19 protein-coding genes are annotated in these 22,374 nt (G+C 65.2%); 13 read left to right on the forward strand and 6 right to left on the reverse strand.

Annotated elements, in window-relative coordinates; translation table 11 throughout:
• Nucleotides 1-20 precede the first annotated feature (20 nt).
• The 8 genes from SLQ30_RS11420 to SLQ30_RS11455 all read left to right on the forward strand — a co-directional run bounded on the left by SLQ30_RS11420 (nucleotide 21) and on the right by SLQ30_RS11455 (nucleotide 8,122).
• On the forward strand, nucleotides 21-920 hold the full coding sequence (locus SLQ30_RS11420) for an ABC transporter permease (protein WP_319446378.1): 900 nt from the start codon (nucleotides 21-23) through the stop codon (nucleotides 918-920).
• Nucleotides 904-1,674 carry an ABC transporter ATP-binding protein gene (locus SLQ30_RS11425; protein WP_319446379.1) on the forward strand — a complete coding sequence of 257 codons (771 nt, stop codon included), beginning with the start codon at nucleotides 904-906 and terminating at the stop codon, nucleotides 1,672-1,674. The genes SLQ30_RS11420 and SLQ30_RS11425 overlap by 17 nt, the downstream gene beginning before the upstream one ends.
• A 64-nt stretch (nucleotides 1,675-1,738) precedes the next feature.
• Complete coding sequence (locus SLQ30_RS11430) at nucleotides 1,739-2,785, forward strand: ABC transporter substrate-binding protein (protein ID WP_319446380.1); 1,047 nt, start codon at nucleotides 1,739-1,741, stop codon at nucleotides 2,783-2,785.
• 289 nt (nucleotides 2,786-3,074) lie between these two features.
• Complete coding sequence (locus SLQ30_RS11435) at nucleotides 3,075-4,586, forward strand: ABC transporter substrate-binding protein (RefSeq protein WP_319446381.1); 1,512 nt, start codon at nucleotides 3,075-3,077, stop codon at nucleotides 4,584-4,586.
• Nucleotides 4,583-5,599 carry an ABC transporter permease gene (locus SLQ30_RS11440; protein WP_319446382.1) on the forward strand — a complete coding sequence of 339 codons (1,017 nt, stop codon included), beginning with the start codon at nucleotides 4,583-4,585 and terminating at the stop codon, nucleotides 5,597-5,599. Before SLQ30_RS11435 ends, SLQ30_RS11440 begins: the two co-directional genes overlap by 4 nt.
• Before the next feature lie 6 nt (nucleotides 5,600-5,605).
• The gene (locus SLQ30_RS11445) at nucleotides 5,606-6,484 is read left to right on the forward strand and encodes an ABC transporter permease (RefSeq protein ID WP_319446383.1); all 879 of its coding nucleotides are present in this window, start codon (nucleotides 5,606-5,608) and stop codon (nucleotides 6,482-6,484) included.
• The gene (locus SLQ30_RS11450) at nucleotides 6,481-7,293 is read left to right on the forward strand and encodes an ABC transporter ATP-binding protein (protein ID WP_319446384.1); all 813 of its coding nucleotides are present in this window, start codon (nucleotides 6,481-6,483) and stop codon (nucleotides 7,291-7,293) included. Before SLQ30_RS11445 ends, SLQ30_RS11450 begins: the two co-directional genes overlap by 4 nt.
• A 10-nt stretch (nucleotides 7,294-7,303) precedes the next feature.
• A complete protein-coding gene (locus SLQ30_RS11455) occupies nucleotides 7,304-8,122 on the forward strand; it encodes a dipeptide/oligopeptide/nickel ABC transporter ATP-binding protein (RefSeq protein ID WP_319446385.1) in 819 nt (272 codons plus the stop codon).
• A gap of 27 nt (nucleotides 8,123-8,149) precedes the next feature.
• Here the strand turns inward: SLQ30_RS11455 and SLQ30_RS11460 are convergent, their stop codons facing one another.
• Together SLQ30_RS11460 and SLQ30_RS11465 are read right to left on the reverse strand one after the other, a co-directional pair.
• Nucleotides 8,150-9,790, reverse strand: coding sequence for a rhodanese-like domain-containing protein (locus SLQ30_RS11460; RefSeq protein ID WP_319446386.1), 1,641 nt, complete (start codon nucleotides 9,788-9,790; stop codon nucleotides 8,150-8,152).
• 46 nt (nucleotides 9,791-9,836) lie between these two features.
• Nucleotides 9,837-10,778, reverse strand: coding sequence for a TauD/TfdA dioxygenase family protein (locus SLQ30_RS11465; RefSeq protein WP_319446387.1), 942 nt, complete (start codon nucleotides 10,776-10,778; stop codon nucleotides 9,837-9,839).
• Nucleotides 10,779-11,116: 338 nt separating this feature from the next.
• On the opposite strand from SLQ30_RS11465, the gene SLQ30_RS11470 reads away from it, so the two are divergent.
• Nucleotides 11,117-12,049 (forward strand): LysR family transcriptional regulator, encoded by a 933-nt coding sequence (locus tag SLQ30_RS11470; protein ID WP_319446388.1) that lies wholly within the window; start codon nucleotides 11,117-11,119, stop codon nucleotides 12,047-12,049.
• A gap of 54 nt (nucleotides 12,050-12,103) precedes the next feature.
• Here SLQ30_RS11470 and nikE read toward each other — a convergent pair whose 3' ends face one another.
• From nikE to SLQ30_RS11490, 4 genes are all read right to left on the reverse strand, one after another.
• Nucleotides 12,104-13,723: an ABC transporter ATP-binding protein gene (gene nikE, locus SLQ30_RS11475; protein ID WP_319446389.1), complete on the reverse strand. Its 1,620-nt coding sequence runs from the start codon at nucleotides 13,721-13,723 to the stop codon at nucleotides 12,104-12,106.
• Nucleotides 13,724-13,739: 16 nt separating this feature from the next.
• Nucleotides 13,740-14,543 (reverse strand): ABC transporter permease, encoded by an 804-nt coding sequence (locus SLQ30_RS11480; protein ID WP_319446512.1) that lies wholly within the window; start codon nucleotides 14,541-14,543, stop codon nucleotides 13,740-13,742.
• A gap of 71 nt (nucleotides 14,544-14,614) precedes the next feature.
• The gene (locus SLQ30_RS11485; protein WP_319446390.1) at nucleotides 14,615-15,583 is read right to left on the reverse strand and encodes an ABC transporter permease; all 969 of its coding nucleotides are present in this window, start codon (nucleotides 15,581-15,583) and stop codon (nucleotides 14,615-14,617) included.
• Nucleotides 15,584-15,586: 3 nt separating this feature from the next.
• On the reverse strand, nucleotides 15,587-17,173 hold the full coding sequence (locus SLQ30_RS11490; RefSeq protein WP_319446391.1) for an ABC transporter substrate-binding protein: 1,587 nt from the start codon (nucleotides 17,171-17,173) through the stop codon (nucleotides 15,587-15,589).
• A gap of 307 nt (nucleotides 17,174-17,480) precedes the next feature.
• On the opposite strand from SLQ30_RS11490, the gene SLQ30_RS11495 reads away from it, so the two are divergent.
• The 4 genes from SLQ30_RS11495 to SLQ30_RS11510 are packed head-to-tail and all read left to right on the forward strand — an operon-like array spanning nucleotide 17,481 to nucleotide 22,351.
• Complete coding sequence (locus SLQ30_RS11495; RefSeq protein WP_319446392.1) at nucleotides 17,481-18,815, forward strand: LLM class flavin-dependent oxidoreductase; 1,335 nt, start codon at nucleotides 17,481-17,483, stop codon at nucleotides 18,813-18,815.
• A gap of 31 nt (nucleotides 18,816-18,846) precedes the next feature.
• Nucleotides 18,847-20,211, forward strand: coding sequence for an NAD(P)/FAD-dependent oxidoreductase (locus tag SLQ30_RS11500; protein WP_319446393.1), 1,365 nt, complete (start codon nucleotides 18,847-18,849; stop codon nucleotides 20,209-20,211).
• Nucleotides 20,208-21,311: an LLM class flavin-dependent oxidoreductase gene (locus tag SLQ30_RS11505; RefSeq protein ID WP_319446394.1), complete on the forward strand. Its 1,104-nt coding sequence runs from the start codon at nucleotides 20,208-20,210 to the stop codon at nucleotides 21,309-21,311. The genes SLQ30_RS11500 and SLQ30_RS11505 overlap by 4 nt, the downstream gene beginning before the upstream one ends.
• Nucleotides 21,312-21,325: 14 nt before the next feature.
• Complete coding sequence (locus SLQ30_RS11510) at nucleotides 21,326-22,351, forward strand: ketopantoate reductase family protein (RefSeq protein ID WP_319446395.1); 1,026 nt, start codon at nucleotides 21,326-21,328, stop codon at nucleotides 22,349-22,351.
• Nucleotides 22,352-22,374 lie beyond the last annotated feature (23 nt).

Below are 22,374 nucleotides of genomic sequence, written 5' to 3' on the forward strand. Positions count from 1 at the left end.
GTGAACGCCGAGGTGCCACGTTGACCACCGACGAACTCGTCACCGATGACCTTGCGCCGGCGAAGGTTGCGGTGGCCAAGCCGGGCACCCTCGACAAGTCGCTGATCGACCTCAGCCCGAAGAACCGCGGACGCGAGAGGGTTCGCCAGCGAGTCCGCTTCTGGAGCGGCTGGGCGCTGCGCATCGGTGTGCCCATCCTGCTGATCGTGTTCTGGCAGCTCGTGAGCGACTGGGGTGAGGTCTCCGAGGACGTGCTCCCCTCCCCGAAGACGATCGTCGAGGCATACAGCTACCTCTGGGACAACGGCTCGCTGCAGGCAGCCCTGCCGATCTCGCTGCGCAGAGCCGGCGAAGGTCTACTGATCGGCGGCACCGCCGGTTTGGTCCTCGGCATCTTCGCCGGCCTCTGGAAGATCGGTGAGGAGACGTTCGACGCCACCCTGCAGATGCTGCGGACGGTCCCCTTCATCGCCCTGGTCCCGCTCTTCGTCACCTGGTTCGGCATCGACGAGCCCTCCAAGCTCGCGCTCATCACCGCGGCCGCACTGTTTCCGCTCTACCTGAACACGTTCCACGCTGTGAAGGGCGTCGACCAGAAGCTCATCGAAGCAGGCAAGACCTTCGGGCTCTCCGGGTTCCAGATCGCCCGCCGCATCATCTTCCCGACGGCGCTGCCAGGCATCCTCACCGGCGTCCGCTTCGCGTGCTCGTTCTCGCTCCTGTCACTGGTACTCGCCGAACAGGTCAACTCGACGGCCGGAATCGGCTACCTGATCATCAACGCCCAGAACAACCAGCGCCCGGACATCGTCATCGCCGGCATCTGGATCTATGCGGTGCTGGGAATTCTCATCGACTTCCTCATGCGCGGCCTGGAACGCCTCGTCCTACCTTGGAGGGCCCGTGTCAACATCGGCTGAGATCCTCGGGGACGGTCCTGCCTACGTCGTCGACGCGCTCGGCGTGCGGCGCATCTTCAACGGCCGCGCGGTGCTCGACGGTGTCGATCTCCGACTGGGGAAGGGCGACTTCGTCGCGCTGCTCGGCCCGTCCGGCACGGGTAAGACGACGTTGTTGCGCATCATCGGCGGCCTCGACACCGCCGACGAAGGGCGCGTGGTCGTTCCACGGGTGCGATCGACCGTCTTCCAGGAGCCGCGCCTGGTCCTCGCACAGAAGGTATGGCGCAACGTCGTACTCGGCGCGCGTCGGCCGCGAGCCGCACGCCGCAAGGCCATCGACGCCTTGGCCGAGGTCGGCATAGAGAGGCACGCGACGGCGTGGCCCCGCACCCTCTCCGGCGGTGAGGCCCAACGCGTCGCGCTCGCCCGCGCGCTGGTCACCGAGCCCGACCTGCTGCTGCTGGACGAGCCGTTCGCGGCACTGGACGCCCTGACCCGCATCAAGATGCACGACCTGTTGGCGGCACTGTGCGCCAAGCACCAGCCTGCCGTCGTCCTGGTCACGCACGACGTCGACGAGGCGATCCTGCTCGCCGACCGCGTGCTGGTGCTGTCCAACGGATCGATCGCCCTGAACCTGCCGGTCGACATCGACAAGCCGCGCCTGCGCGACGATCCGCGCTTCCTCGAGCTTCGGGCCACGCTCCTGGAGCAACTCGGCGTGGCCCGCACCGTCGGCGGCGACACCGCGGAAGCGCCTGCCCAGCACTGACTTCCAGGAACGGATCGACGATCGACCTTTTGCCACCCACACACGACAAGGAATCCAATCCTCCATGAGCTCCGTCCGGCCACAGCCGCGGCACCTGCGCCGCACGTTCACCATCGTCACCGCCATGGCCATGACGGCGGTCCTCGCCGCCGCGTGTGGCGGTGCCACGAATTCCGGCGGCGGCGGCGTAGACCTCAAGATCAGTTACCAGACGGCTGACTTCCCGGCCCTGCTGAAGGCATCCGGCCTATTCGAGAACCTGCCCTACAAGTACCAGGTTCCGATCATCAACGGCCCGGCCAGCCAGCTCGCAGCGTTGTACGGCAAGCAGATCGACGTCGGCGAGGCCGGTGACAACACGGGTGCGTTCGAGGTCGCCAACGCCGCAACACCGTGGACCAAGGAGACCGCGCCGATCCAGGGCTTCGCGGTGCAGTACATCCCAGATGCGCCCTTTCCCTCGCCTGCCGTGTACGTGACGAAGAGCTCCGGAATCAAGACGCTGGCCGACCTGAAGGGCAAGAAGATCGGCTACAACTACGGCGGCAACATCTATGCCGGGTACGTGGTCGCCCTGGAGCGGGGCGGCTTCGGGCCGGATGACGTTCAGGGCGTGCAGTTCCCGGCCAACCAGGCCGCGGCCAATGCCTTCAATGCAGGCGATCTGGACGCCGTCGTCACCTCGTACTTCCTGGTGAAGAAGCTCGTCGACGCCGGCGACGCGATCAAGATCGCCGATCCGGAGAGCCTCGGGACCATCGGAAACGGCGGTGGCTGGCTCGCCCGCTCGGACTCCTTGAAGGACCCCGCCAAGCTGACGGCGATCAAGGACTTCTTCGGACGGTTGCGCAAGGTGTACGAGGAGTGGATCCCTGCCCATGAGGCCGAGTACGAGAAATTGATGGACACCGTGCTGAATCAGACACCGGACGTCGCCAAGGTCAACTGGCAGAACAACTCCCGCATGGTCTTCTACAAGATCGGCGACCCGCAGTTCCTCAAGATCCAGCAGGAGATCGTCGACGCCGCATACAAGGTCGGCGGGCTCAAGACCGACGCCGACGCCAGCATCGGGTACACGACGATCCTGGACCCCACCACCACCGGCTGACGCCACCGGGCGGTAGCCGACGCCGAAAGTACGGTTGTTGAACGTGTTTCGCGAGTAAGGGCGCAAACAACCGTACCTTCGGCGACCTTCCAGGCCGACGCAAACGTGGACCGCGAACGCACACAGTTAAGTAATTCCAGATGTTCTGCGTAGCCAAACATTCTGGATGTGACGGTCACCGTCAGGTTGGGTGTATCAAAGGCCTCCAGTGGAGCCTGCCGTCGAATGAGAGAACTGCGCCCTGACGATGTTGACGCCCGTACTGAGCCAACTCAATTCCGTCCGTCGCGTGCTGAGCACCGTCGGGCTCGTCGCTGCGGTGGTACTCGGCGTGGCTGCCTGCGACGGGCAATCCAGCAGCGAGGCCGGCGGGAGCGTCGTCAAGTGGGCGGTGATCATCCCGCCCAATTGGGACCCGGTGCAGACCAGTTCGCACTATCCGCAGTACTACACGAACCTCGTCTATGAATCGCTGCTGGCGATCACGCCAGAAGGAAAGCCGGCACCCGGGCTTGCCGAGAGCTGGGACTTCAACCCGGCGGGGACGGAACTCACGCTGCACCTCCGCGAGGGCAACAAGTTCACGGATGGAACACCCGTCAACGCACAGGCGGTCAGGGACTTCTTCGACCGTGCGCTCAACGATGGGCAGTCTGCCCGCAAGGTCGACTTCGAAGCGATCCAATCGGTGACGGCGGACTCCGATTCGACTGTCACACTGCACCTGAAGCGCCCAGACTTCGGCATCCTGCTGCGGCTCGGCCCCAAGGCCGGCCAGGTCCCCAGCCCAGCAGTGAAACCTGAAGACCTCAAGCAGAATCCGATCGGCGCCGGCCCATACAAGGTGACCGAATTCGTCGACGGCGACCACGTGTTCCTCACCAAGAATCCGGACTACTGGGATGCGGCGAACATCCACGTCGACCGGATCGAGTTCTACCCGAAGCCCGGCCCTGCCCAGGCGGTGGCAGCAGTCACCTCGGGCCAGTACGACCTCGTCAATGCGATTGACACCGGCTCGCAGCGATCCGCGGAAGGTGTCGAGGGCGTGAAGGTGTTCAGCCCGGCAGGCAACAACAATTGGTACATCAATCTGAACCTGGCGCGCGCGCCGTTCAACGATCCCCAGGTGGTCAAGGCCTTCAATCTCGGGATCAACCGCGAGGAGTTCCTCGCCAAGGCGGGCGACGGAATCGGCGAAGTCTCCTCTCAGCCCTACCGGGAGGGGGAGGTCGGGTACGTCGCTGCGTTCGACAAGCCGGAGTACAACCCCGAGAAGGCCAAGGCTGTCCTGGCCGCAGCCGGCTATCAACCCGGGTCGATCAGCATCGCGATTCCGATCTCCCCGGACAATCAGAGGCAGGCGGAGGTACTCCAAGCTCAGGTGCAGGCCATCGGGATCAAGGCAGACATCCAGGTCATGCAGGACGACGCGATCTCGAAACTGGCGTTCACGAAATCCAAGGAGTATCCGCTTCTCTTGTCCGGCACGCACAACTATCTCGACCCGCTGGAGACGTTCAGCCAACAGTTCTCCGCAGGTGGCAATGTGAACGTCAGCGGTCTGCAGCCCGCCGACTTCGACCAACTGCGCTACGCCGCGGCGGCCACACCTCTTGACTCGCCGAAGTACGAGGCCGCTGTTGCGGCACTGGCGAATTCATCGCTGGCATTCGGTTCGAAGGTCTACCTGTACACCTACCACTACTCCTACCTCCAGTCGACGAAGATCTCCGACTTCCCACGGACGCCGGGCAGCGTGAGCTGGAAGGGCGTCACAATCTCGCCTGGCCCCACATGACCGACGTCATGACCACCAGGGCTGACTCCGTCGGTTGGCTACGGCTGCGCACCAGCGGATTTCGTGCGCTGCGGGCAGTCCTGCGCTGGCTGTCGGTGTTAGTTCCCGTCTTCGTCGTCGCGACGTTCTTCACGTTCCTGTTGAGCGTCATCTCGGGAATCGACCCGGTGTTCGTGGTGCTCGGTGACAACCCATCGGCCTCCGCAGTCGCGGACCTGACCGCGAAATGGGGCCTGGACAGCCCCTTTCTGGTGCAGTACTGGAATTGGCTGACGGGTATCTTCACGGGCGACTTCGGCGAGAGCTGGGTCTCGCAAGCACCGCTGGGCAATGTGCTGCTGCGTCGCGCGCTCATCAGCCTCTGGATTGCCGTGGCCGCCTTGGTCATCGGCATCGGTGTCGGCACCGCCCTCGGCGTGCTGGCCGTCAAGTTTCACGGGAGTTGGCTGGACCGTTCGATCACCTTCTTCACCACGATCATGTCGGTCCTGCCCGCTTTCATCATGGGCATCGCGCTTATCCTGGTCTTCGCGGTCGCGCTGCCGTTGTTGCCGTCGGCCGGCTACACCTCGACCAGTGTTGGCTTGTGGCCCTGGCTATCCCACATTCTGCTGCCCGCGACCGCGCTCAGCCTCGATCTGATCGCCGACATCGCCCGCCAGCTGCGGACGGCCATCCTGGGGACGCACAACGAGAACTATCTGCTCGGCGCCAGACTCAACGGGTATTCGGGCACGCGCCAGCTGTGGGCCTACTCGATCCGCAACGGCGTCGGCCCGGCGATCACCCTCATCGGACTCAAGCTCCCCAGTTTGGTCGGCGGTGCGGTCATCACCGAGACCATCTTTGGCATCCCCGGGCTCGGCATGTACGCAGCACAGTCGGCACTCGCCGGCGACGTTCCTGCCGTCCAAGGTGTGCTCATCATCTGCATCATCGCCGTCGTCGCCTTCAACTTCATCGTCAACTCCTTGCTCAATGTGCTTGCCCCAGCGGGACAGAGAGGGAACTGATCCGTCATGCGGCTCAGCTACGTTCTGCACAAGCGCACCGGCCAGCTGGCGATCGCCCTCGTCGTCCTGTTCATCGTCATCGGCTTCTTCGGCAGTGCGCTGGCGCCGGACAACCCACTCGCTCCGGCCGCCGCGCCCCTAGCGGGACCATCGGCCGCGCATTGGTTCGGCACCGACAGTTTGGGACGCGATGTCTTGAGCCGGATTCTGGCAGGCGCAGGTATCAGCCTGCTGGGCGGCGTGCTGGTGAGCGTGGTCGCCTTCTTCATCGGCACCATTCCCGGCATCCTCTCGGTCTACCTTGGGCGGGTCTTCGAGTGGGCGAGCCTGCGACTGGTGGATACCGTGATCGCGTTGCCGTTCCTCATCGTTGCCGTCGCGGTCACCGCCCTGCTGGGCAACGGCTTGATTCCCGCGCTCGTGGTCGTCGGCGTCCTGGTCTCACCCATCTTCTACCGGGTGTCGCGGTCGGTGGCACTCGGTTCGGTCACCGCCGACTATGTGCTCGCAGCACGGCTTTACGGCGCCTCGACGTATTGGGTGGTGTCGCGGCACATCCTGCCGAAGTTGATCCCGGCACTTGCCGTGACGTTCGCGAATACGGTCGCCGCCGGGCTGATCGTGATCTCCTCGCTGTCGTTCTTGGGTATCGGGGTGCAACCTCCGGCTCCGACCTGGGGTGGGGTGCTCGCCGAGACCCTTGGGCACATCAGTCGCGCTCCCTTGGCGCCGATCTACCCGTCCGTGTTCATCGTCGCCGCGGTGTGGGCCTTCCACGCCCTGGCCGATCTGCTGCGCGACGCCGAGACCGAACCCGTCCGTGCCGAGACCGCCGGAGCTCTCGACGATTCGCCACTGTCCATCGTCGTGAGGGGAAAAACGTGACTGAGCCACTCGTTTCCGTCCAAAACTTGTCACTGGAAGCCGACGTACCAATCCTCACAGGTGTCAGCGTCGAATTGCAGCGGGGCAAGGTGCTCGGAATCGTCGGCGAATCCGGTAGCGGCAAGACGCTTCTCGTCAAGTCGATTCTGGGGGTGCTCCCGACGGCCGTGCGCAAGACGTCGGGAACCGTCGAACTGTTCGGCGAGGACACCAGCACGTTCGACACCAAGACGTGGCGGTCGCTGTGGGCGAGTCGACTCGGTGCGGTGTTCCAGGATCCCGGCAGCTACCTCAACCCGTCCTATACCGTGTTCCAACACTTCGACGAGTTCTACCGGGTTGCCCTGAAACTGCCACGCGCGGAGCGCCGCCGCCGGGCGCTGGAGGCATTGGAGTCAGTCAACATTCGAGATGCCGAGCAGGTGCTCACGCGATACCGCTTCGAGCTCAGTGGTGGAACGCTGCAACGCATTCTGATCGCCATCGCGCTGGCCCGCTCCCCCGATGTGTTCATTGCCGATGAAGCCACCACGTCGTTGGACGTCACGGTCGAGGCCGAGGTCCTCGACTTGATCTCCGACCTCAAGGACAACACCAACATGTCGATCATCGTTGTATCGCACGACTTGTCGGTGGTCGCCCGACTTGCGGACGACGTCATCGTGCTGCGCAACGGTGAGGTCGTGGAGGCCGGACCGACGCCGCGCCTGTTGAGTGCGCCGCGGTCGGACTACCTGCGTCTTCTGATCGACTCACACACCAAGTACGGGATCGACCGGGTCGAGGCGCGGACCGCGTCGGTCGGTTAGGAGGAGTTCGGTGCTCGAAGTCAAGAACGTAGACGTCACCTATCGCAGCCGCCGACGCCACAACGACGTACTCAAAGACGTCAGCGTGACGATCGAGCCGGGTGAGGCGGTGGCCGTCATCGGTGAATCCGGCTCCGGGAAGACCACCCTGGCCCGCACGATCCTCGGTGTCGTGAAACCGCGGTCCGGTGAAATCCTGTTCGAGGGACGCGATCTCGCTGGATTGCGGGGCACCGAACGCTCGAGCTTCCGACGCTCCGGGCAGCTCGACTACGTGTTTCAGGACACCCTGGCAAGCCTGGATCCCGATGTCTCAGCGGGCAACTCAGCCATCGAGCCGTTGCTCGTGCGATCGAATACTTCGAAGAAGGATGCCGTAGCGCGTGCACGGGAGCTCTTCGAGACATTCGGGCTCAGCCAGTCGCTGTTCGACAAACGCCCCGCGCAACTGTCCGGCGGGCAGCGGCAACGGATCGGACTGATCCGCGCCCTCATCCAGCAGCCGAAACTGCTGATTCTCGATGAGCCGCTCAGCGCCCTCGATGCGGCCAACCGCGCGGCCACGATCGACTTGTTGGTGGGCCTAACCCAACAGGGCATCGCCCTGCTTCTGATCACGCATGACATCGGCTCAGCGGTTGCCGTCAGCCAACGCACCTACGTGCTCTGGCGCGGCCAGATCGTGGAAGAAGCCAGCACGTGGGAGCTGATCCATGATCCGGAGCACGACTATTCGAAGCTGCTCGTCGGATCCGCCGGAAGTCTGTTCAGTCGCGGCAGTTCGAAGGAAGAGCGGGAGGCACTTCGCCGGCGGCTCGAGTTGGCCTGATCCAGGCTCGCGTGAAACAGGTGAGCCTTACCGAGGATCGACGAACTGAACCAGACCGTCGCGTTCGAGCTCGTCGACGATGTGGTCACCCCATTTGACATACCAGTCGAGGTGGGCGCGGCGCTGTTCCAGCGTCTGCGGCTCGGGGATCTTCTCAGCCGGGTCGAGCGATTCCTGCGTCGAACCGGTTCCTACCTCGCGGCCGCTATCCTGCCAAGCCTGCGTGCCGCCGGCCAGCGCGCGCACCGGCCGACCCACCCCGTGCTCGGCGGCCGCCAGCTGCGCAAGCCTGCCGTCGGCAGAAGTGAACACGATGGCGGTGTCCTCGGGCACGAAGGAAAGCAACCGGCGCAGGGATGACCTGCGGGCCACCACGGAGCCGGGGATGTGATGGCGTACAAGAACATACGGCCGCGCCGGCTCAAGATCGATCACCAGGGGTCGCGGCCACTCCCCGGTGAGTGAGGCAGCGAGTTCCTCGACATCGACGCTGGCCGCCGTTTCGCTCCCTGGCACCGCCGCGCGTGGTTCTTCACCGGTAACCAACGGGTCGTCTCCGAGGAGGTAGACGCTGACATCGGGAAGGCCGAGTTGAGTGAGCCAGCCGGCGGTGGTCCGGGCACGCACCCCGTCCGCATCGTCGATCACGACGACGCGTCCGTTGCGGCTTCCGATGTAATAGTCGGTCTTCTGGACCAGCTGGCCCCCTGGCACTGAACGGGTTCCGTCGAGGTGGCCGGTCACGTACTCCACGTGCGTCCGGACGTCGAACAGGTACAGCGAGCGCTCCCCCGCGGTCGCGCGCGCTTCATCGAGCTCGGCCCGGGTGATCTCGCGAATGCCGAACCGGCGCGCCACCTCTCGGGCGGCATCCGCGGCACGGGCCCGGTTGTCCGCGCTCGGTTCGGCGGCGACCTCCTCGTCACCGCGGCCAGGATGGTATCCGGCCAGCAGCCACGCCGTGGTGCCGTTCTCCAGTGACACCACCGGGTTCGGAAACCCCGCGTTGATCAGCGTCTGCGCGCCGATGATCGCGCGCGTTCGCCCGGCGCAGTTGACGACCACCTGCGTCGAGGCCTTGGGCACCTGATCGTATGCGCGGTAGAGCAACTCGGGTCCTGGCGCATCGACACCGCCAGGAATGCTGATCGCGTGATACTCGTCGAACGGGCGGGTGTCGAGGATGACGATATCCTCGCCGGCATCGATTTTGGCCTTGAGCTGTTCAACGGTGACACGCGGTGTGTCGTATCGGCGTTCGACGAACTCCCCGAGGGCCTTGCTGAGCGAGTTCACGTTGGTGATCAGCTGGAATCCGGCTGCCACCCAGGCGGGATTGCCGCCCCGCAGCACCCGCACATCGGTGTATCCGGCTGTCCGGGCCAGCTCGGCGGCTTGGTCGGCGAGATCGTCGCCGTCGCCGGAGGCCCCGGTGAACACGATCGGAACCCCCGTTCGTGCAACGAGTTCCGACAAGCGAAGTTCCACCTCGCTGGCGGGCACCGGTACCGAGACGGAGATGTGTCCGGCCGCGTAGTCCTCACCCTCACTGGCGTCGGCGACGACGACGTCGTCGCGAGCTTCCAAGAGTGCCCGCAGGTCCGTTGCGGTGATCGAGCGCGCTGCCTCAGCGGTCGTAGCGGCCTGGTCGTTGATGGAGAGTGTCATGTCGGAGCTCCGTGTTCTGTGTGTTGGCCGGTGGGTCGGTGGGCGCTCAGGAACCGTAGAAGGGTTGACCTGACACCAGCTCGGACTCGCGCCCGTCGACACCCTTGGGGATATCGCCTTCCAGGGTCACGCGGTATAGCACCCGCTCGTAGCCGAGGTGGCCCGCGTCGGGGATCGCCAGGTGTGATGTAGCGCGGTTGTCCCAGAAGGCGACGCTGCCAGGTGCCCAGCGGAAGCGGACGGTGTACTCCGTGCGCGTCGCCTCCTCCCACAACAGGTTGAGGACGCGGTCGCTCTGCGACGGTGTCAGGCCGCGGATTTCGCGCGCACCACGGGTGAATCCGGGGCTGACGAACAACGCTCGCTCGCCGGTGTCCGGGTGCACCCGGACCGCTGGGTGGAAGGCCACCAGGTTGGCCTCGCGAATCTTGCGGTCACGCTGACTTCCTTCTTGCGCCCGACTGTTGAACTGGTGCTTGACATCGAGCGTGTCGGCGAAGTCGCGGAGCTCCTTGGGCAGGTTCTCGTAAGCCGCAACCAGATTGGTCCAGGCCGTATCGCCGCCATACGGGGGCAGGATGTCGGCGCGCAGGATCGACGCGGCAGGCGGGTTCACCAACGCGGTCACGTCGGTGTGCCAGCTGCTGTCATAGGACGTCCGTTTGCGGCCGAGTTTCGATTCGTACCGGCGACTGTCGATGGGCAGGATCTCAGGGAATCCCTCAGGCGGGCTTTCCTCGTGCGGATGTGCCGGGGTCACCTTGCCGAAGTGACGAGCGAAGGCGATCTGCTCGGCGTGACCGATCTCCTGGTCCCGGAAGAAGACCACTTTGTATTTGTGCAGTGCACCGCGGATCTCATCGACGACGCCCTGGTCGAGCGGGCCGCGAAGGTCGACACCCTTGATCTCTGCGCCGGTGTAACCGGCGACGGGAAGGACGTCGAGGCCGGTGTCGGAGATTGGTCCGGTCTCTTTGAGTTCGGTCATGACCTGATTTCCCTTGCCTCGAAAAGATATTGGGTACCACCAGCGTCAGTTCTGGCAGTTCAGGAAACAAGCGTGATCGGCTACTCGAATGCTTCAGCGCTACTTAACTGGCCACCTAGGCACCGAGACACCGCAACCCCTCGATTACGTTGGAATTACATCCGCGTTGATTCCTGGACCGATAGCCACGTAAGCCCTGGTCAAAGAGGATTGGAAACGCCTCGGCAGAAACGGCGAATCGGCGGCGCACAATGTTGTGTCACGATTTTGGGTGTGAAATCGGTATCCCCCGCCATTGGGCGCCACCCCACCCAGGCCGACGCCACGGCAGGTGTCTGATGCTCGACCTGCGCCGCATGATGCTGCTGTGTGACCTCGCCGACCTCGGCTCCGTCACCGCCGTCGCTGATCGCCGTAGCATCACCAGCTCCGCTGTATCCCAACAACTTCGCGTCCTCGAAGAAGAGGCAGGAGCGATCCTCTTCCGTCGCGAGGGTCGAACCCTCGGCCTCTCGCGCAGCGGCCAGGTCCTCGTCGACCACGTTCGCATCGTGCTGACCGCAGTCGACGAGGCGATGGCTGCCGTCGCGGCGACCAGGGACCGGACCTCCGGACAGGTTGCAGTCGCGGCCTTCAACATGGGCATCCCGATGCTGGCCGTCCCCTTGATGCAACGCCTCAGCGACACCGAACCGGATCTCCGCATCGAGGTCCAGCAGGAAGCCAGCGCCGGTGCATTGCGCCTCCTGCGACAGGGTGAGATCGACATCGCGATCACCTGCAACTACGACTTCTTCGGCGACGCCTCCCTCGGCGGATTAACCAGCGAGCCATTGCTGTTCGAGCCGTTGGTGCTGTTGGCGCCGCCGCACTTGCACCTGCGGATCCGCAAAAGCGGATTGGCGGCCCTTGCCGACGTCCAGTGGGTGACGGGCCCGCAGACGGCCGGGCTCGGAATCGCCGTCATGCGCGCGGGTGAGAGCGCAGGGTTCACACCTCAGGTCAAACATCGCCTGATCGGTGCCCAGAACATCTGTGACCTGGCTGCGACGGAGACCGCCTCGGCGCTGGTGCCACGCCTGTCGGTGCCACAGCGACTCGAATCGTTGATCGTCCCGGACATCGAATTCGGTGGGCGGACCATCAGCGCCGTGGTCCGCGAGGGCAGACAACGCGATCCCAATATCGCGCTGATCGTCCGGACCCTGCGGAACATTGCGGCTGCGGCACTGCCGTCATCGACCACAAAGGAACTCAGCGTCGCCTCCTGAGCACCCGCCGTAAGCCACGTTGGTAGGCGGGTTCATCGCGGTGCGGGCCGGCCGTCACGACACCGCCACCAACTCGGCGAGCCGGCGGCCAGGTATCGCATCGATCAGCGTGCGGGTGTATTCCGCAGCCGGGTCCGCGAATACCGCTGCGGTGTCGCCGGTTTCGACGACCCGCCCCGACCTGAGCACGACGACCCGGTGGGACATCCGCTGCACGACGGACAGGTCGTGGGAGATGAACAGGTAGCTGAGCCCGCGTTTCTCCTGCAGTTCGAGCAGCAGGCGGATGACCTGGTCCTGGGTCACGACGTCGAGCGCCGACAGCGGTTCGTCGAGCAGCAGGATCTTCGGGCGCACCACCAGCGCCCTGGCGATGGCGACCCGTTGGCGTTCCCCTCCGGAGAGTTCAGCCGCCCGCCGGTCAAGCTTGTCGGGGGTCAAGTTGACGTCATCCAGTACCTCCGACACCCGAGCGGTCCGGGTGCCGGCATCACCAAGCCCGTTGGCCCGCAGCGGACTGTCGAGAATCTGCCGTACGGTCCATCGTGGATCGAGCGCGGAATCCGGGTTCTGGTAGACGAATTGGATGTCTTTCCAGTTCTGGCGCCGGGCGCGCTGCGCAAGGCCCGCGATATCGCGGCCGAGGACACGCACGGCTCCGCGGGTCGGCTTCACCAAGCCGATGATGATTTTGGCGGTCGTCGACTTTCCGGAACCAGACTCGCCGACGAGCGCCACCGTCTCGCCGCGACGGATGGTGAGATTCACGTCCGTCAGCACCGAATGCTTGACCCGTCGCGACATGCGGAACTCCTTGTCGACGCGCGCGACTTCGATGACACGCTCGGCTGCGGGGTCGACAGGCGCAGGCGGGACGATCGAGCCGACGCGGCGCACCAGCTGTGCGGCATAGTCCGATTGCGGTGTGCTGATGATCGTTTCGACTGGAGCATCCTCCACCAGCGCGCCGTCGCGCATCACCACAACGCGTGATGCGTGGTCGGTGGCCACCCCGATGTCATGGGTGACGAACAGCACGGTCGTGCCGTGCTCGGCCACCAGCCGGTCGAATACCCGCAAAACATGGCTCTGCACCGTGACGTCGAGTGCCGAGGTCGGCTCATCTGCGACGAGCAACTGCGGGTTGAGCCCAAACGCCATCGCGATGAGCACGCGCTGCCGCATGCCGCCGGACAGTTCCCCCGGATACTGCTTGAGTCGTTGCTCTGGACGGTCGATCTCGACTTGCTCCAGCAGCTCGATGCACCGTTGCCGCATGTCGCCGCGACTGAGCTTGGCCTTCTTCAGCTGGAATATCTCGGCGAGCTGCGACCCGACGGTGCGCACCGGGTTCAGCGATGCGCCCGGATCTTGCGGGACCAAACCGACGTCGGCGCCCCGGATCCGGCTCCACTCGCGTTCGCTGAGCCCCAGGGTGCTGTGCCCAAGGAGCTTCATCGACGACGCGGCCACCGTGGCCGAGGCGGGCAGCAGTCCGATCACCGTGTTCGCCAAAGTAGTTTTACCCGAACCCGATTCACCGACGACTGCGACGAACTCCCCCGCCGACACGGTCAGGCTGACGTTGTCCAGGGCAACGTTGGGCGGTGCGTCATCAGCACCGCCCCGGTAGGTCACGGTGAGATCGGACAGTTCGAGCAGATGTTCAGCCATATCGCGTCCTGTCGGGTCAGATGTGGTTGGACTTGAGCACGCGACGGCTCACGACACCGAGGGCAACGATCACCACCAGGATCACCGCACCCGGTAGGGATGTGAGCCACCACGCGGTAGCCAGATAGCTACGCCCCTCGGCGACCAGCAGACCCCATTCCGGGGTCGGCGGCGGTGCGCTGTAGCCGAGGTAACCCAACGCGGAGATCGCCAGGATCGCCGCGCTCAGGTCGATGACAGCGAGCGCGACCACCGCGCCGACCGCGTTCGGCAGAATATGCCGACGGATCACCGACCATCTGGTCTCGCCCGACAGGAAGGCTGCCTCGACGAAATCCAAAGCGCGGACCCGCAATACCTCGGTGCGGAACACGCGGGCGAAGACGGCGATCGATCCGATTCCCACACCAATGCCCACCGACAGCGGCCCGGGGCCGTAGGCGGTCACGATCCACACCGACACCAGGAAGGCTGGTAGCGACAGCAGGACATCGCTGAACCGCATCCCGATGGCATCGACGAAAGGACCGGACACCCCGGCGGCGATACCGACGAGACTGCCGATCAGCAGACCGACGGCCACCGCGAGACCCGCGGTCAGCACGGTGTGCGACGTTCCGTAGATGACCCGGGCCAGCACGTCGCGGCCGAGGTGATCGGTGCCGAACCAGTGCGCCCCGCCCGGCGGCTGGAACTTGTCGAGATGATTGCCTTTGAGCGGATCCTGGTCGGTGAACAACCCGGGGGCCAACGCCCACGCGGTGACGAGGATCAGCACCGCACCCGAGATGCGGACCGACCACGGGGTGGTCCGAAACACCGCCAGGGTGACGGTGCGGGCCCGGCCGGTGGCGGCGGGCGGTGCGGTGGCCAACTCTGGGTTTTTCAGGGTCACGCGAACCCGCCCAGTCGGGTGTTGAACCCGCGGTGCTGCATCTTGGTGACCCGCGGGTCGAGGATGGGATAAATCAGATCCACCAACAGGTTCGCGCCGACGATGACGACCGTCGTCAGCATCACCAAACCCTGGATGAGCGAAATGTCCTGGTTGGACACCGCCTGCAGCAGGACGGTGCCAAGTCCTGATCGCGAGAACACCGTTTCGGTCACCACCGACCCACCTAGCAGCGCCCCGATGGTCGTCGCGGTCACCGTCAACGCCGGGCCTGCCGCGTTCTTCAACACATGCTTGCGGATCACCCAGCCCGGGGTGCCCCCTTTGGCGCGGGCGGTGTTGACATGCGGAAGTGTCAGCGTCGCTTCGGCATTCTTGAGCAACACCTGCGCGATCGGCGCCGAAATGGGCACGGCGAGCACGAGCGCCGGTATCAGCAGCGACGCCAGCGACCCGTCCGGGAACAGCGAGAACAACCCAAGTTGAACCGAGAAGATCTGCAGCACAACCAGACCGAGCCAAAACGTCGGCACCGCGCTGAACAACGAAGGGATGCTACGGATGAACGTCCGCAGCCAGTCGACTTTGCCGGTGGTCGCGAGCAGCACGATGGTCAACGCGAACACCAGTGCCAGCACGGTCGCGGTGGACGCCAACTTGAGCGTCTCCCCGACCACGCTGCCGATCCGGTCGGTGACCGCCTGCCCGCTGGAGAGCGAGAAGCCAAACTGCCCGTGCACCAGGTGATTCAACTGGGCGAAGTACTGCTGCCACGCCGGTTGGTCGTAGCCGTAATACTCCTTGACCTGGGTGACCACATCGGGATTGAAGTAGCCCTCACCCTTGGCCACGAAGATCGTCACCGGGTCGGCAGGCAGGATGCTCACGCCCCAGAAGATGACGGTGAACGCCAGCAGCAGAACCACCAGTGCCTGGCCGACCCGCGCGAGCACATACCGGGTCATCGATTAGCTCTTCCAGGCACTCTGGAATAGCGGTTCGGTGTAGTTGGTGAAATCGATGTGGACATTGGGGGCGGCGGCGTGCACCTGAACCTCGTCCCAAAGGATCAGCGCCAGTTGGTCATCGATGATCTTCTGCTGTTCGCGGGCGACCACGTCCTTGAGCTGCGCCGGATCGGTCGCCTTGAGTTCCTCGTTCGATAGGGCGACCAGGTCATCGATCTTGGTGAAGGTGAGATTGCCGTCCTCCCGGCCGAACAGAAGGCCCAAACCGATGTTGTAACCAGTCCGCGTACCGAGCAGCGGCGTCGCCGGATCGGTATTGGCCGCATTGAACAGGGTGGTGTCACCGGCCCGGTTCACCAGCTGGATGCCCAGGTCACGCCAACCGCTTTCGATGAACTCGAACGCAGGCCGGAACACCACACTCTGATTGGACGCCGCCAGGGTGAGGTTGAGCTTCTTGCCGTCCTTCTCCCGGATCCCGTCGCCGCCGACCTTCCACCCGGCTTCGTCGAGCAGGCTGGCCGCCTTCTTTGGGTCGTACCCGATATCCTTGCTCACATCGGCGAACAGCGGATCATTGTGTCCGAGAACGGAATCGCTGGCCCGATAACTGTCGGAGAGCACGGTGTCGACGACCGCTTGGCGGTCGATGCCCAGTTGCAGCGCGCGCCGCACCCGGACATCGCTGACGAGGTCGTTGCCGATCCGGAACGCCGCCAGGTTCACCGTCAAGGCAGGAGCCTGCACCGGGATCACCTGGAAACCACCTTGGCTCAGTCCGGATTCGTCGGTGGGCTGGATCCCGCGGGCTAGATCCACCTGTTTCGACTGCACCGCACCGGCCCGCAAGCCGGGTTCGCCGATCACCCGGACGACCAGCTTGTCGAGGTATGCCGCGCCCTGGTTGGGCGAGATGGCAGGCGGCCACGCGTAGTCGGGACGCTTCTTGAGCACGACCTCCTGGTCGGGCACCTGGGATTCGTAGACAAACGGCCCTGAGCCGACGACATTGGCGATCTTGGCCTGGCCGTCGTAGTCGCGCGCCAAGGTCGACAGACCGCGGATGCCCGCGCGCCCGTTGGCGGCCACCTTGTAGAAGTTCGTGTTGGGCCGGCTCAGAAACACCGTGACGGTGTTGCCGTTGACCTCACTGTGGTCGTAGCCCACGAAATCGCTGAAGGCCGGGATCTTCTTGCTCTTGTCGCCCTTGCCGAGCTGGTCGAAGTTAGCCTTGACCACCTCCGCATTCAGCGGTGTCCCGTCACTGAACGTGACACCGTCGCGGATGGTGAAGGTGTACTGCGTGGCATCGCCGTTGCGCGAGAAGTCCTTTGCCAACCACCCGGAGACCTCCCCCGTTTTGGGGTCGATGTACACCAGCCGATCCACCACCTGGAAGAGCAAGTTCGCGGTGGTGTAATTCGTGCTCAGCGCATCGGTGACGAACTGTACGTCGGAGAATGTCAGCGTGCCGCCCTGCTGAGGCTCCCCGGTGGGACCCGAACCCGCGGACTGCCGCTGGCCTCCGCAGCCGGCAAGCACGGCCATTGCGATTACGCACACGATCAGCTTCTTCATGGTGCGCATGTGTCCCTAACTGGATGTGACGTGACAGACGACGTGGAACGTTAGAGGCTGGGCCGGCAACGCTCAATGCTTTGCCTTGCGCTGCACAAAAGGGCACCGAACGACACCGTGCCGGAGCCGGCTGTCCGATCAGCTTGTGTGACGGACAAGCGGTGATCAACCAAGTCCCACTACAGCTTTCTCGTAGCGAAAGTTCGCAGATTTTCAGGCGGAGTCTCGATACGTTGCGACCTGCCGGGTAATCGCCCTGACATTCGGATCGGCGTCAACGACATCGACTGTGAAACGACACTGAGGGGTCTCTTACGTGGGTGGAAAGCAGCTGCACCTAAACGCGTTTCTCATGAGCACGGGTCACCACGAGGCATCGTGGCGGCTGGCTGAGAGTGACCCGTTCGCCGCGACTGACGTGGCGCATTACGTCAAGCTGGCCACCACCGCGGAACGCGGCACGTTCGATTCGCTGTTTCTGGCCGACGGCCCGCAACTCAACGGCGATGTCGGTCGCCGTCCGCTGGGCATCCTGGAACCCCTGATCCTGCTGACTGTGTTGGCTGGCGTCACCTCGCGGATCGGGTTGATCGCGACGGCGTCGACGTCGTACAACTCGCCCTACAACCTGGCGCGCCGGTTCGCCTCACTCGACCACGTCAGCAACGGCCGGGCCGGGTGGAACATCGTCACCAGCGCCACCGTGGAGGCCGCTCGCAACTTCGGACTCGATGAGCTGCCGGATCATTCAGGCAGGTACGCGCGGGCCGACGAATTCGTCCAGTTGGCGGAAAAGCTCTGGGACAGTTGGGAAGACGATACGATCGTCGCCGATAAGGCGGCCGGGGTGTGGGGTGATCGGTCGAAGATTCACCCGCCAGCTCACCGTGGCGAGCACTTCTCGGTCCAGGGCGCGCTGAATGTCCCCCGCTCGCCTCAGGGCTATCCCCTACTGGTGCAGGCCGGCTCGTCCGAAGACGGCAAGCAGTTGGCAGCGCGGTACGCCGAGGCGGTCTTCACTGCGCAGCAGACGCTGCCCGAAGCCCGCGCCTTCTACGCCGATCTGAAATCCCGCGCGCTCGCCGCCGGACGCGACGCGGACACCATCAAGATCCTGCCCGGCATCGTGCCGGTGATCGGCAGCACCGAGGCCGAAGCCGCGGCCAAGGACCGCGAACTCGACGATGCGATCGTCCCGGAGTACGCGCATAGGCAGCTCGCCGACACGTTGCGGAAATCGGTCGACGAGCTGCAACTCGACAACCAGCTGCCCGACGACCTGCTGGCCGAGGACGACATCGAGGGCGCCAAGAGCAGGTACACGCTGATCGTCGAACTCGCTCGGCGCGAACGACTCACCGTGCGCCAGCTCATCGGTCGACTCGGCGGGGGCCGCGGACACCGCACCTTCACCGGCACTCCCGAGCAGATCGCGGACACCATCGAAGAATGGTTCCGCGGCGGCGCCGCCGACGGGTTCAACATCATGCCCCCAGTCCTACCGTCGGGCCTGGAACTGTTCGTCGACCACGTCGTGCCCATCCTGCGGGCACGCGGGCTATTCCGCACCGAATACACCGCCACCACCTTGCGCGGGCACTACGGCCTGGCCCGCCCTGCCAACGCCAACCTGCTCGCAGGCGCGCTGTGACGTCACACCACCGCACGGAAAGTGAGTTGACTTGAGCACCGGTAACGCCGATGTGGCTGCCCAAGAGTCGTTGCGTCTGCTCGGCCTCGACGGACACAACTGGATCGCGCCTCGCGAAGGCGTCGATCACGATGTCGCGATCATCGGCGGCGGGCAGAGCGGTGTGACGGTCGCCCATGCGCTCCGGCGTGCCGGGGTGGCCAACCTGACCGTGCTCGACGCCGATGCGGACGAGTCAGCCTCCGCCTGGCGGTCCCGCGCACGGATGCGCACCCTACGAACGGCCAAGACCATTTCCGGACCGGAACTGGGCAACCCGTCCCTGTCTTTCCGGTCCTGGTACGAAAGCCACCATGGCGCAGCTGCTTTCGAGCAGCTCGACCGGATCGCCACCGCCGACTGGGCGGACTATGTCAGCTGGTTCCGGCGGCAGGTCGGTATCGAGATCCGCCGGGGCGTCCGCGTGGAGAACATCGAACCCACCGAAGCGGGCCTGCGGTTGACCCTTGAGCAGGGCGGACGCCGTTGGACCGAAGATGCCCGCAAGATCGTCCTGGCCGGCGGCGTCTCCGGTACCGGTGGCCCGCACGTCCCTGCTGCGCTGACGACGTTACCGAAAGGGCTGTGGGCGCACACGGCCGAGGACATCGAGTTCGGTTCGCTGCGAGGCAAATCCGTTGCGGTGCTCGGCGCGGCCGCCTCCGCCTACGATGCCGTCGCGACCGCGCTGGAGGCCGGGGCCGCCGACGTGCACGTCTACACCCGCAGGCCCGAGGTGGTGCTGGCCAACCTGGCCAACCGCCCGAACCCGTTGCTACAGGACGTGTTCCACCTGCTACCTGATGCCGAACGCTGGCAGCAGCGCGTGAAGGCCGCGGCGCAGGGCGCCAACGTGCCGGAGGATTCCGTCGCGCGGGCCGCCGCCTTCGACAACTACCACCTACACGTGTCGGCGGAGTGGATATCAGCGACTGAGGCAGACGGCCGAGTGCAAGTCGACGCCGCCGACGGCAGCCGGTCGTTCGACTACGTGATCGCGGGAACGGGATACCAGCAGGATCCGGCCACCCGGCCGGAGCTCGCGACGATCGCTCCGTACATCGCGCGATGGAAAGACGTGTACACCCCGCCCATTGGGTCGGAGCACGAACTGCTCGGCGTGGCCCCCTATTTGGGCGATGGATACGAATTCACCGAGAAGCAGCCGGGCAGTGCGCCGTGGCTGTCCGACGTTCACGTATTCAGTATCGGCGCCAACGTGAGCTTCGGTCGCCCCGTCGGCGACATCCCTAGCCTGCGGATCGGCGTTCCGCGACTAGCGCAGGCCATCACCCGAGATCTGGTCCTGGCCGACCTGCGCAGAACGGCACCGGCCACCGCAGGGGTAGGCCGATGACGGCGCAGACGGGCGAGCAGGGACGGCGTGAATTCCTCTGGTACATCCCGAACACCGTCGAACCAGGACACCGCGGTGACGACACCGTGGACGGCTGGGGCAGCCTGGACTTCTCGGTGGACCTCGCGCTTTCGGCCGAGCAGCACGGCTGGGGCGGTGCGCTGATCGGAACGGGCTGGGGCCGACCCGACACCTTCACGGTGGCCACCGCCATCGCCGCCCGCACCACGACATTCACCCCGCTGGTGGCGATCCGCCCCGGTTACTGGAATCCGGCGCATTTCGCCAGTGCCGCAGCAACTCTGGATCGACTGACCGATGGCAGGCTGTTCATCAACATCGTCAGCGGCACCGACGACTTGGCCGCCTACGGTGACGGAGAATTCGACAAATCCCGCCGCTACGACCGCACCAGGGAATTCCTGCAGGTGATCCGGCGGCTATGGCGCGATGAGGACGTCACCTTTCACGGCGAGTTCTTCCGTATCGATCACTCGACCGTGCAGCCGCGGCCGTTCCGCGCCGACGAGGGACGGCACCCGCGGTTGTACTTCGGTGGCGCGTCCGCGGCAGCCGAAGAGGTCGCGGTGGCCGAAGCCGACGTGCAGCTGTTCTGGGGTGAACCACTCGACGGCATCGAAGAACGCGTCACGCGGCTGAAGTCGCTGTCCGACAAGCTCGGTCGCGAACACGCTCCGCTCGAGTTCGGACTTCGGGTGACCACCCTGGTGCGCGAGAGGTCCGAGGAGGCCTGGGCGGCGGCCGAGGCCAAGATCGCCGTGCTGGCCGGCGGGCCCGAGGACCTACACACCCGCAACCCGAAGGCCGCGGTCGGCCAGCAACGCCTGCTCGATCTCGCGGAGCGCGGTGACGTGCTCGACACCTGCCTCTATACGACCCCAGGCCGCTACGGCGGCGGCGGCGCCGGAACGACATGGCTGGTCGGCTCGGCCACCGAAGTCGCCGCCGCCCTGCAGCGTTACGCCGACCTCGGTATCACCCACTTCGTGTTGTCCGACACTCCGTACCGGTCCGAGGTGGCCCGTGTCGGTGACCAACTGCTGCCGCTATTACACGCACCCGCCCCAGCCGCCCTGTGAAGTAGGAGATCCGCGTGCCGAAATTCCAGCGCCCCATCGTCGTGTACGGGGCTGGCGCAATCGGAGGGCTCATCGCTGCGCGCTTGCGTCTGGCCGAGTTCGATGTAACGGCGGTCGCGCGCGGCGAACACCTGCGCGCCATCCGCGCGAGCGGGCTCACGCTGGAGACGCAGGACGGCGCCGAAGCCATTGCACTGCCGTCCGCCGCTGACGCCGGTGAGATCGATTGGTCGCCAGAACCCGTCGTCATCTTGGCGGTCAAGAGCCACCAGACCGCGGCAGCCCTGGACGATCTGGCGGCGCACGCCCCACGCCGCACACCGGTATTCGTCGCACAGAACGGTGTCGCCAACGAGTCGGCCGTACTACGCAGGTTTGCCAACGTCTACGGCGTCGCGGTGTTGGTGTCCGCCGCTCACCTGGAGCCGGGAGTGGTTGTCCAGCAGACCTATCCGGTGGCCGGAATTCTTGATCTGGGCCGGTATCCCGCCGGTGGTGACGAGGTTGCCGAGCAGCTGTCGGCAGCGTTTCGCGCGGCAGGGTTCCTCTCCGAGGTCCGCGAGGACATCGTGGCGTGGAAGTACCGCAAGCTGATCGCCAACCTCGGCAACGGGGTGACCGCGACCTACCGTCCCGGCCCGGATGCCGACGAACTCGTCGCCCGGGCCCGGTCAGAGGCCGAACGGGTGCTCACCGCCGCAGGCATACCGTTGGTGACTGCTGAGCAAGATGCTCAGCGTCGTGGCGAGCTACTGCACGGCAGGGTGCGCGATGACCTTTTCGGCAGCACCTGGCAGAGCGTGGCGCGGGGCCATACCGACGTCGAAACCGACTGGTTCAACGGTGAAATCGTGCTGCAAGCCCGCCTGCAGGGGCAGTCCGCACCCGTCAACGAACTTCTCCAGGGGATCACCGCCGAGCACGCCCGCCATGGCCGTCCGCCCCGCTCGCTAGACCCCGCGCAGACACTGGCCGAGCTGGCGCAGCACCTGACACCGCAGCACCACGGCAACTTCGTCTCAGCGCGAGTGCCGTCCTAACCGTACGCACGAAGACAACCCAC

The organism is Mycobacterium sp. RTGN4 (assembly GCF_033804635.1).
Lineage (GTDB): Bacteria > Actinomycetota > Actinomycetes > Mycobacteriales > Mycobacteriaceae > Mycobacterium.